Source organism: Micromonospora sp. I033, from assembly GCF_053890995.1.
Window position 1 is genome coordinate 1 of sequence record NZ_JBSSLX010000223.1, and the last position, 9156, is coordinate 9156.

Annotated in this window: 8 protein-coding genes; 5 read left to right on the forward strand and 3 right to left on the reverse strand. The window is 75.9% G+C overall.

Features of this window, described 5'->3' with window-relative positions:
* On the forward strand, positions 1 to 1607 hold a 1607-nt coding region (locus tag ACW0Q9_RS26090; protein ID WP_456185684.1), incomplete at its 5' end, for a LuxR C-terminal-related transcriptional regulator.
* A 136-nt stretch (positions 1608 to 1743) separates the two neighbouring features.
* A complete protein-coding gene (locus tag ACW0Q9_RS26095; RefSeq protein WP_456185686.1) occupies positions 1744 to 2394 on the forward strand; it encodes a class I SAM-dependent methyltransferase in 651 nt (216 codons plus the stop codon).
* Positions 2395 to 2492: 98 nt separating this feature from the next.
* On the opposite strand, the gene ACW0Q9_RS26100 is transcribed toward ACW0Q9_RS26095, so the two are convergent.
* The 3 genes from ACW0Q9_RS26100 to ACW0Q9_RS26110 form a co-directional block, all read right to left on the reverse strand.
* A complete protein-coding gene (locus ACW0Q9_RS26100; protein WP_456185688.1) occupies positions 2493 to 3149 on the reverse strand; it encodes a response regulator in 657 nt (218 codons plus the stop codon).
* Positions 3146 to 4357: a sensor histidine kinase gene (locus tag ACW0Q9_RS26105; protein WP_456185690.1), complete on the reverse strand. Its 1212-nt coding sequence runs from the start codon at positions 4355 to 4357 to the stop codon at positions 3146 to 3148. The genes ACW0Q9_RS26100 and ACW0Q9_RS26105 overlap by 4 nt, the downstream gene beginning before the upstream one ends.
* Positions 4358 to 4419: 62 nt before the next feature.
* A complete protein-coding gene (locus tag ACW0Q9_RS26110; protein WP_456185692.1) occupies positions 4420 to 5178 on the reverse strand; it encodes a class I SAM-dependent methyltransferase in 759 nt (252 codons plus the stop codon).
* Positions 5179 to 5425: 247 nt separating this feature from the next.
* Here ACW0Q9_RS26110 and ACW0Q9_RS26115 point away from each other — a divergent pair, with 247 nt between their 5' ends.
* The 3 genes from ACW0Q9_RS26115 to ACW0Q9_RS26125 form a co-directional block, all read left to right on the forward strand.
* A complete protein-coding gene (locus tag ACW0Q9_RS26115; RefSeq protein WP_456185694.1) occupies positions 5426 to 7705 on the forward strand; it encodes an FAD-dependent monooxygenase in 2280 nt (759 codons plus the stop codon).
* Positions 7702 to 8022: a putative quinol monooxygenase gene (locus ACW0Q9_RS26120; protein ID WP_357344272.1), complete on the forward strand. Its 321-nt coding sequence runs from the start codon at positions 7702 to 7704 to the stop codon at positions 8020 to 8022. Before ACW0Q9_RS26115 ends, ACW0Q9_RS26120 begins: the two co-directional genes overlap by 4 nt.
* The coding region (locus ACW0Q9_RS26125; RefSeq protein ID WP_456185696.1) for a cytochrome P450 family protein at positions 8019 to 9156 on the forward strand (1138 nt) is incomplete at its 3' end. The genes ACW0Q9_RS26120 and ACW0Q9_RS26125, both read left to right, overlap by 4 nt.

Here is a 9156-nt window from a genome sequence, read left to right on the forward strand (position 1 = left end):
CCGCCGACGCGGACGACCGGGCCGGCGCGGTCGCCGCGCTGCGCCGCGCCGCCGAACTCAGCGACGATCCCGCCCGGGCCGCCGAACGGCTGGTCGCCGCCGCCCGGTGCGCCTGGACGGCCGGCCACCCCGACGAGGCCCGGCGCCTGCTGCACGCGCTGCCCTCCGGCGACCCGGCCACGGCCGGCCGGGCCGACCTGTTGCGCGGCGAGATGCAACTGCGCTGCGATGCGCCGTCCACCGCGGTCGTCACCCTGCTCGCCGCCGCCGAGGCGGTCGCACCGGCCGACCGCGCGGCCGCTGTGCTGGGCCTGGCCCGCGCCGGCGAGGCCATCTGCCTCACCGGCGACCACTACCGGTACGCCGAGGTGGCGCGGCGGGCGGGGGCGCTGCGCCGGCCCGGGGACCCGCCGGACCTGGCGCTGCTGACCACGTTCACGGCCGGCGTCGCGGCGACCCTGCGGGGTGACCACGAGCAGGGCGGGCCGGCGCTGCGCCGGGTCGTCGTCCTCGGCGGCCGGCTGGCCGGACCGGCGCTCACCCCGGCCGGGCTGGTCTGCGCCGCCGTCGCCGGACTGCTGGTGGCCGTGGACGGCGCGGCGCACCGGCTCGCCGACCGCGCCGTCGAGCTGGCCCGGGCCCGGGGCGAGCTGTCCGTGCTGTCCCGCGCGCTGGAGCTGCGGGCGGTCGCCGAGTACTGGCTGGGCCGGCACGCCACGGCGGCGGAGACCGCCCGCGAGGGGCTGCGGGTGGCCCGCGCCACCGGGCAGTCGACCTGCGCGCGGGTCCACCTCGGCATCCTCGCCGTGCTGGCCGCGGTGCGGGCCGACCGGGCCACCAGCCTCGCCCGGATCGCCGAGATCGGCGACGGCGCCACCCCGGGCAGCCGCCCCTACGCGTACGCGCAGTGGGCGCTCGGCGTGCTCGACCTGGTCGACGGCCGGCACGCCGACGCGGCCACCCGGCTGGCGTCGCTGGCCCGCAGCGGCACCGGCCGCGGTCAGGTCCTCGTGCAGGTGATGGCCACGCCGTACCTGGTGGAGGCCGCCGCCCACGACGGCGGGCGGCCCACCGCCGCGCTCGCCGTCTTCGACCGCTGGGCCAGCAGCACGGCGAGCCCGTCGCGCCGGGCGCTCTCCGCCCGCTGCCACGCCCTGCTCGCGCCACGGGGCAGTACCGAGGCCGAGCGGGAGTTCCGCACGGCGCTGCGGCTGCACCCCACCGACACCGACCGGTTCGAGCGCGCCCGCACCGAGTTGCTGTTCGGCCGGGAGCTGCGCCGGGCCCGCCGGCCGCGGGACGCCCGCGCGCACCTGCACCGGGCGCGGGAGACGTTCACCCTGCTCGGCGCGACCGTCTGGGCCGACCAGGCCGGCGCGGAGCTGCGCGCGGCGGGGGAGTCGGTCGGGTCGCCGCAACGGCCGGCGGCGCAGCTGCTGACCGGCCAGCAACTGCACATCGCCCAGCTGGTCGCCGAGGGCGCCACCAACCGGGAGATCGCCACCCGGATGTCGCTCTCCACCCGGACCATCGACCACCACCTGCGGAACATCTTCCACCGGCTCGGCGTCCGCTCCCGCACCGAACTCGCCCGCCTCTTCGTGTGAGGAGGCGGGCGGGGGGAGCGGACCTACCGGCCTGCGCGGCCTCGCCGACGCGCGCACCCGCTGACCGCGCACCGACCACGACCGTCCACCACGACGTAGGCTGCTGGTCGAGCCCAGATCGTCCAGGGGGTCCGCGATGAGCGCACGCGACGGCACGGTCGACGGCCGGCCCTACGACATCGACTACGACGAGGTCTACCGCGACACCGCCCACTCGGGCGGGCCGCCCTGGGACATCGGCGGTCCGCAGCCGGCCCTCGCGGCGGTGCTCGACGGCGGGGTGCGGGGCCCGAAGGTGCTCGACATCGGCTGCGGCGCCGGTGATCTCGCGGTCGCCCTCGCCCGCCGCGGCTACCAGGTGACGGCGGTGGACATCTCGCGCGTGGCGATCGACCAGGCCCGGGCCAAGGTCGCCGGCGAGGGCCTGACGGTGCACTTCGAGGTCCAGGACGCCACGCGGCTGTCGTTGCCGTCGGCGCCGTTCGACTCGGTGTTCGACTCCGGTCTGCTGCACAGCCTCGTCCGGCGCGGCGGCGGCGCGGCGGACGAATACCTCGCCGCACTGCCGGGCCTCGCCGCGCCGGGCGCGACCGTCTTCGTGCTGGCGGTGTCGCTGGCCGACGGCCACGGCTGGGGCGTGACCGAGGAACTGCTGCGGGCGGGCTTCGCCGAGCCGGACTGGGTCGGCACGGAGGTCGAGGAGATCGACGTGGCCGCGGAGACCGCCGGCGAGCAGCTCTCGCTGCCCGGCTTCCTGCTCCGCACCGTCCGCGCGCCCGACGCCTAGCCCCGCCGCGCCCGTCCCCGGTGGACGGAGGTGTGCGGACATGTGGTCGAGCGGTCCGGCGCGGGCACCCGGTCCCGACCAGGACGGGAGGGGGCCGGTCAGCTGCTCTCCACCACGCGGTTCTCCCACGCCCACGCGGCGACCTCGACCCGGTTGCGCAGCCCCAGCTTGGTCTGGATGCCGGAGAGGTGGCTCTTGACCGTGCTCAACGAGATGAACAGCTCGGCGGCGATCTCCTGGTTGGTCCGGCCCCGCGCGATCGCCCGGACCACCTCGATCTCCCGCTCGGAGAGGTTCGGGGTGGGCCTGCCGCGGGCCGGCCTGCCGGCCGTGGTGACGTGCTTGAGCAGCCGCAGGGTCACCGACGGCGAGACCAGCGCGTCGCCGTTGTGCGCGGCGCGGACCGCCTCCACCAGCAGCGCCGGCCCGGCGTCCTTGAGGATGAAGCCGACCGCGCCGTTGCGCAGCGCACCGTAGACGTACTCGTCGAGGTCGAAGGTGGTGACCACGATGACCCGCATCGGGTTGGCCACCCCGGGGCCGGCCAGCGCCCGGGTCACCTCGATGCCGTCCAGCCGGGGCATCCGGATGTCGACCAGGCAGACGTCCGGGCGCAGCCGGCGGGCCTGGGCGATGGCGTCGACCCCGTCGGACGCCTCGGCCACCACGCTGATGTCCGGCTGGTCCTCCAGGATCAGCCGCAGGCCGCCACGGATCATCGCCTGGTCGTCGGCGAGCAGCACCCGGATCGTCATCGTGCCGTCCTGGAGGGGAGGGGGAGGGTGGCCAGCACGGACCATCCGCCGCCGGCGCGGGGACCGGTCCGGAGCGTGCCGCCGAGGGTCTGGACACGCTCGCGCATACCGACCAGACCGTACCCGCTGCGGTGGCCCTGCCGGGCGGGCGCCGGCGGCGCGTCGTCCACCACCTCCACCGCGATGCCGTGCGCGTCCTGGCCGACGGTGACGGTGACCGACCGGGCGTGCGGGGCGTGCCGGGACACGTTGGTCAGGGACTCCTGGACGATCCGGTAGACCGTGGTGGTCACCTCCGGCGGCCACTCCGCGGCCGGCTCGGGCATCCGCAGCCGCACCGGCGGGCCGTGCCGGTTGAACCGCTCGACCAGGGCGCTGAGCTGCTCCGGGCCGGGCGAGGCGGGCGCCGCGTCCTCGGTGTCGCGCAGCAGCCCGACCACCCGGCGCATGGCCGCGAGGGCGTTCGAGCCGGCCAGCTCGATCCCGGCCAGGGTGGCCGGCAGCTTCTCCGGGTGCTTGCCGGCCACCAGCTGGGCGGCCTGGGCCTGCACCACGATGCCGGTGATGTGGTGGGTGACCACGTCGTGCAGCTCGCGGGCCAGCTCCAGCCGCTCGTCCTGGCGTACCTTCTCGGCGGTGGCCTGGTTGCGGGCGTCGACCAGCCGCAGCGAGAGCCCGACCCCGACGGCGACCAGCCAGGTCAGCCCGTCCAGGGCGGCCACCGAGGCGATGCCGGAGTTGGACGGGCGGGCGGCGAACTGGCTGCCCACCACGAGGGCGAGACCGGCGACGCCCACCGCGCCCGCCGGCACCGGCGGCAGGGTCCGCAGCGCCGCCCCGACCAGCACCGCCAGCGCGAGCGCCATGGCCGGGCCCGGCTCGGCCGGCAGGTGGGCCAGCCGGGCGACCAGCACGGTGCACGCCGCGGCGAGGAGCCCGGCGACGGCCGGCCAGCCGCGGTGCCACCGGCGCAGCAGCGCGAGCACGCCCACCACCACGGCGGCGAGCCCGCCGAACAGCCAGTACCGGGCGCCCCAGGTCTGCGCGATGGCGACGGCCTCGACCCCGAGCGCCAGCAGGAACGCGACGACGAACCCCAGGTCGGCGGCGGTGCCGGCGAGGCGGTCCCAGATCTTCACCCCGCCCACGGTACGGAAGCCCGGCCCGCCGACCGCGCCGGCCGGGCGGGTACGGCGGGTGCCGTCCACCCTGGCCGGTCGATCGGTGTTTGCGGGTCGGACGTGCTCGTCGCACGGCGCGGACGCGCGGGTCAGCGGACGGCGGCCACGGCGGCGTCGGCGCCACCCCGCCAGAGCACCCCGGCCTCGGCGAAGCCGGCCGCGCGCAGGGCGTCGAGGTGCCAGGTCGCCGGCGGGTTCCACTCGGGGCTGTGCCCGGTCGGGTAAATCTGCCGCCGCTTCTCCACCAGCGGTCCGAGCACCGGGTCGGCGGCGGCCTGCGCCCACCAGTCCGCCCAGGACAGCGCGGCGCCCGCGCGGTGGCGGGCGTGCCGGCCCGCCCGGGCCCGTTCGGTGAGCCGGGTGGTGAGCGTGGGCAGCGCGTCGTCGGGCATGTGGTCGGCGTTGACGAACACCCCGCCGGGCCGCAGCACGTCCCGGAGTTCGCGGTAGAGGGCGGCCAGGCGCGGCCCGTCCAGCCAGTGCAGGGCGGTGGCGGTGAGCACCGCGTCGTAGTCGCGGTGGGGGAGCGCCCCCGCCCAGTCGGTGTCGTTGAGGTCGGCGGTGACGACGGTGGCCCGGCCGGCCAGGGACGCCTCGGCGAGGGTGAGCAGGACCGGGTCCAGGTCGAGCACGGTGACCTCGGCGTCCGGCCTGCGGGCCAGGGCCCGCAGGCTGATCGAGCCGGTGCCGCCGGCGAGGTCGAGCAGGCGCGGGGGCCGGTCGCCGGCCACGGCCTCGGCGGCGTCGAGCAGCGCGGTGAAGCGGTGTTCCCGGTCCGGCAGGAATGCCTCCTGCTGCCGGTCCCAGCTCTCCTGCCATGCCCGCGCGTCCAGTCCGTAAGGAGTCATGGCGCTGACGATAGTTACCGCGCGGGCCGCCTGTCGAGGCTTGTTGCCAATCTTTTGCAATAACGCGGAGGCGCGTCGTAGCGGCGGCGCGTCCCCGCGGCGTCACCGGGCCGGGACGTCACAGGGGTCGCCGGTGACGGCGGGTTGACGCGACCTCCGGCAGGGTCGCAGCGCGACGACGTGGTGGTCCGGGTGGCGCCGGCCGCGACAGCTCCACCGTCACCCGCAGGCCGTCGAAGGGAACCTCATGATCAGGACGATGCTCCGGATGCGCGCGCGTCAGGGCTGCGAGCCCGCCGTGCGCTCCGCGTGGCGGACGGTCGCGGGGCGGATCGGCGGGCTGGCCGGCAACCTCCGGCACGAGCTGCTGCTGGACGCCCTGGACCCGCGCGGGTTCGTCGTCGTCACCGAGTGGGCCGACGAGGCGGCGCTGCGGGCGTACCGGGACGGGCCGGTGGCCGCGCGGCTGGCCGAGCTGGTCCGGCCGCTGACCGAGCCGGTCGCCCCGGCCGACTACCCGCTGCTGCGCGAGGACGGGGCGGGCGACTCGACGGTCTACGTGGACGTGGAGCTGACCGTGCCGGCGCCCCGGCTCGCCGAGTTCCACCGGGGTTACCCGGAGGTCCGGGCGCGGATGGCCGGGATACCGGGGTACCGGCGCGAGCAGTTGCTGCGCGAACCCGGGTCGGACGTGCACCACATCTTCGCCGAGTGGAACAGCGCGGCGGAGTTCCTCCGCTGGATCGCCGACCCGGCTCACGCCTCCGCGCAGGCCGGCCCGATCGCGCCGTTCCTTCTCGACATCCGGCGCCGCCTTTTCCACGTCGTACCCGACACGGGCGGCAGGCGACAACCCACCACGGGCAGGGAGGCCGACGTGCACAGAACAACGGACGTACTCGTCGTCGGGGCGGGGCCCACCGGGCTCACCGCCGCCGTCGAGCTGGCCCGGCGGGGCATCGAGTGCCGGGTGATCGACAAGCTGGCCACGCCGGCCGGGCAGGCCGACAAGGCGATCGGTGTGCACTGCCGCACCATGGAGATCTGGGAGGAACAGGGCGTCGTCCGGGAGGCCATGGACGCCGGCATCTGGCTCACCGGCAACATGGTCTTCGTCAACGGGGTGGAGACCCACCGGATGAGCTGGGAGCTGCCCGGCCTGCCGTACGCGCACCTGGGCCTGCCCCAGTACGAGACCGAGCGCATCCTCACCGCCCGGCTGGCCACCCTCGGGGTACGCCCGCGGCGCGGCGCCGAACTGGTCGGCTTCACCCAGGACGACGAGGGGGTGACGGCCACCGTCACCACGGCCGACGGCGGCACCGAGACGGTACGGGCGAAGTACCTGGTCGGCTGCGACGGCGCGCACAGCCGGGTCCGGGAACTGCTCGGCCTCACCTTCACCGGCGGGCTGGGCCGGTTCCCGCAGCTGTTCATGCTCGGCGACGTCGACGTGGACTGGGACATGCCCGACGGTCACCTGCTGCGGTTCCTGCACGAGACCGACGGCCGGATGGACGGCATGCTGGTCTGCGTCCCGCTGCGCGGCGAGCGCCGGTACCGGATCGCCACCCTGGCCCCGCCCCGCTTCTTCGCCCAGACCGGCGGGCAGGACGCCCCGCCCGGGTTCAGCGCGGAGCTGGGCGCGCCGACCCTGGCCGACGTCCAGGCCGCCCTCGACCGCCTCGCCCCGCCCGGCACGCGGGCCTCGAACCTGCGCTGGTCGTCGGTGTTCCGGATCAGCCACGGCATCGTCGACCGGTACCGCGACGGCCGGGTGTTCGTGGTCGGCGACGCGGCCCACCTGCACCCGCCGGCCGGCGGCCAGGGCATGAACACCGGGATCCAGGACGCCTGGAACCTGGCGTGGAAGCTGGCCCTGGCGGTCCGCGGGCTCGCCGCGCCCGGCCTGCTGGACAGCTACGAGACCGAGCGGCGGCCGGAGGGCGAGGAGATCGTCGGCCGTGCGGTGCGGATGGCGTTCACCGACGAGCTGGATCGCGAGGACCTGAAGCGGCAGTTCCTCCAGGAGATGTCCATGCTGCTCAGCTACGCGGGCAGCCCGCTGGTCGGCGAGTGCGTGTCCGATCCGGACGCGCTGCGCGAGGCCCCTCGCCCCGGCGACCGCGCGCCGGACGTCGAGGGCCTGCTCCGGCGCGGCGTCGGCCACCCGCTGCGGCTGCGCGACCTGACCCGCGGCACCCGGCACACGCTGCTGCTCTACGCCGACGCCACGGCCGACGAGGCGGCGCTGGACGCGATCGCCGAGCTCTGCGCCGACGTGCGGCGGCAGACGGCCGAGGAGGTCGACGCGTACCTGCTGCTCGGCCCGGACGCCGCCGAACCGCGCCTGCTCGCCCCGCCGGTGGTGCGCGACGCCGACGGCCGGTTCCGCGCCGCGTACGGGGTCACCGGCACCGGGCTCTACCTGATCCGCCCGGACGGGCACGTCGGGTTCCGCAGCCAGCCGGTCGACGCCGACGCGCTCCGCAAGCACCTGCACCTGGTGTTCGGGGGTGCCCGGTGACCCGGGTACGCACGGTGCTCGCCATGCGTACCCGGGAGGGCTGCGAGCAGCGCTTCGAGGCGGAGTGGCGCACGGCGGCCGAGGAGATCCGCACGCTGGACGGTTGCCTGCACCAGGACCTGGTCCGCGACGCCGACGACCCGCGCAGCTACCTGATCATCAGCGACTGGGCGGACCGCGAGCGGCTGGACGCCTTCGGCCGCAGCGAGCATCGGGACCGGCTGCTGCGCATCATCCGCGAGCTGCGCGAGTCCGCGCAGCGGCACACCTACCAGGTGCTGCACAGCGTGGGCAGCGCACCGGAGGAGGACCGATGACCGAGGACGCCGTGCCGGCGGGTGAGCTCTACACCGACGGGTTCGCCGCCGACCCCTACCCGACCTTCGCCCGGCTGCGCAACGACCGGCCGGTGTGCCCGGTCAGCTCCCCGCGCTTCGACTCCTGGCTGATCACCCGCTTCGACGACGCCCGGGCGGCGCTGACCGACCCGCGGCTGTCCAAGGACCTCTACGGCCCCGGCCAGCACTACCTGCGGATCTTCGGCCCGAACTCGGAGGGCCTGAACCGCAACATGCTCAACTCGGACCCGCCCGAGCACACCCGGCTGCGCCGGGTGGTGTCCCAGGCGTTCGCGCCCCGGCGGATCGAGGCGCTGCGGCCGCGGGTGGCGCAGGTCGTCGACCAGCTGATCGACAAGATGCTCCCGCAGGGCGAGGCCGAGCTGATGCACGACTTCGCCATCCCGCTGCCCATGACCGTCATCTGCGAGCTGCTCGGGGTGCCGCCGGCCGACCACGACCGGGTGCTCGACTGGACCCAGGTGATCCGCACCTCCGGCTCGACCCGCCGGCCGCCGCAGGAGGAGCGGGCGGCCGTGCAGGAGGCCCAGCTGCGGCTGCACCACTACTTCGCCGACCTGGTGCGGGCCAAGCGCGACGACAAGGCCGACGACATCATCGGGGCGCTCATCGACGCGGTCGACCGCGACGGCACGCTGTCCGAGGCGGAGCTGGTCACCACCACGTTCCTGCTGGTGTTCGCCGGGCACCAGACCACCGCCGACTTCCTCGGCAACGCGGTGCTGGCCCTGCTCACCCATCCCGAGCAGCTCGAACTGCTGCGCGCCACACCCCAGCTGCTGCCCGCGGCGATCGAGGAGCTGCTCCGGTTCGACGGCCCGCTGCCGGTGGCCAGCCCCCGGATCGCCACCGAGGACGTCGAGTACCAGGGGGTGTGCATCCCTCAGGGGTCGATCGTCGGGGTGGCGATCAACGCGGCGAACCACGACCCCGCCCACTTCACCGACCCGGACCGGCTGGACCTGCGCCGGGTCCGCGGCCCGCACCTGGGCTTCGGGCACGGCGTGCACTACTGCCTCGGCGTCTCGCTGGCCCGGATGGAGGCGCAGATCGCGCTCGCCGCGCTGCTGCGCCGGCTGCCCGGGCTGCGGC

Excerpts from the sequence above, each read along its gene's own strand:
- ACW0Q9_RS26095 (WP_456185686.1), top strand. The coding sequence starts at position 1,744 with ATGAGCGCACGCGACGGCACGGTCGACGGCCGGCCCTACGACATCGAC.
- ACW0Q9_RS26100 (WP_456185688.1), bottom strand. The coding sequence starts at position 3,149 with ATGACGATCCGGGTGCTGCTCGCCGACGACCAGGCGATGATCCGTGGC.
- ACW0Q9_RS26110 (WP_456185692.1), bottom strand. The coding sequence starts at position 5,178 with ATGACTCCTTACGGACTGGACGCGCGGGCATGGCAGGAGAGCTGGGAC.
- ACW0Q9_RS26115 (WP_456185694.1), top strand. The coding sequence starts at position 5,426 with ATGATCAGGACGATGCTCCGGATGCGCGCGCGTCAGGGCTGCGAGCCC.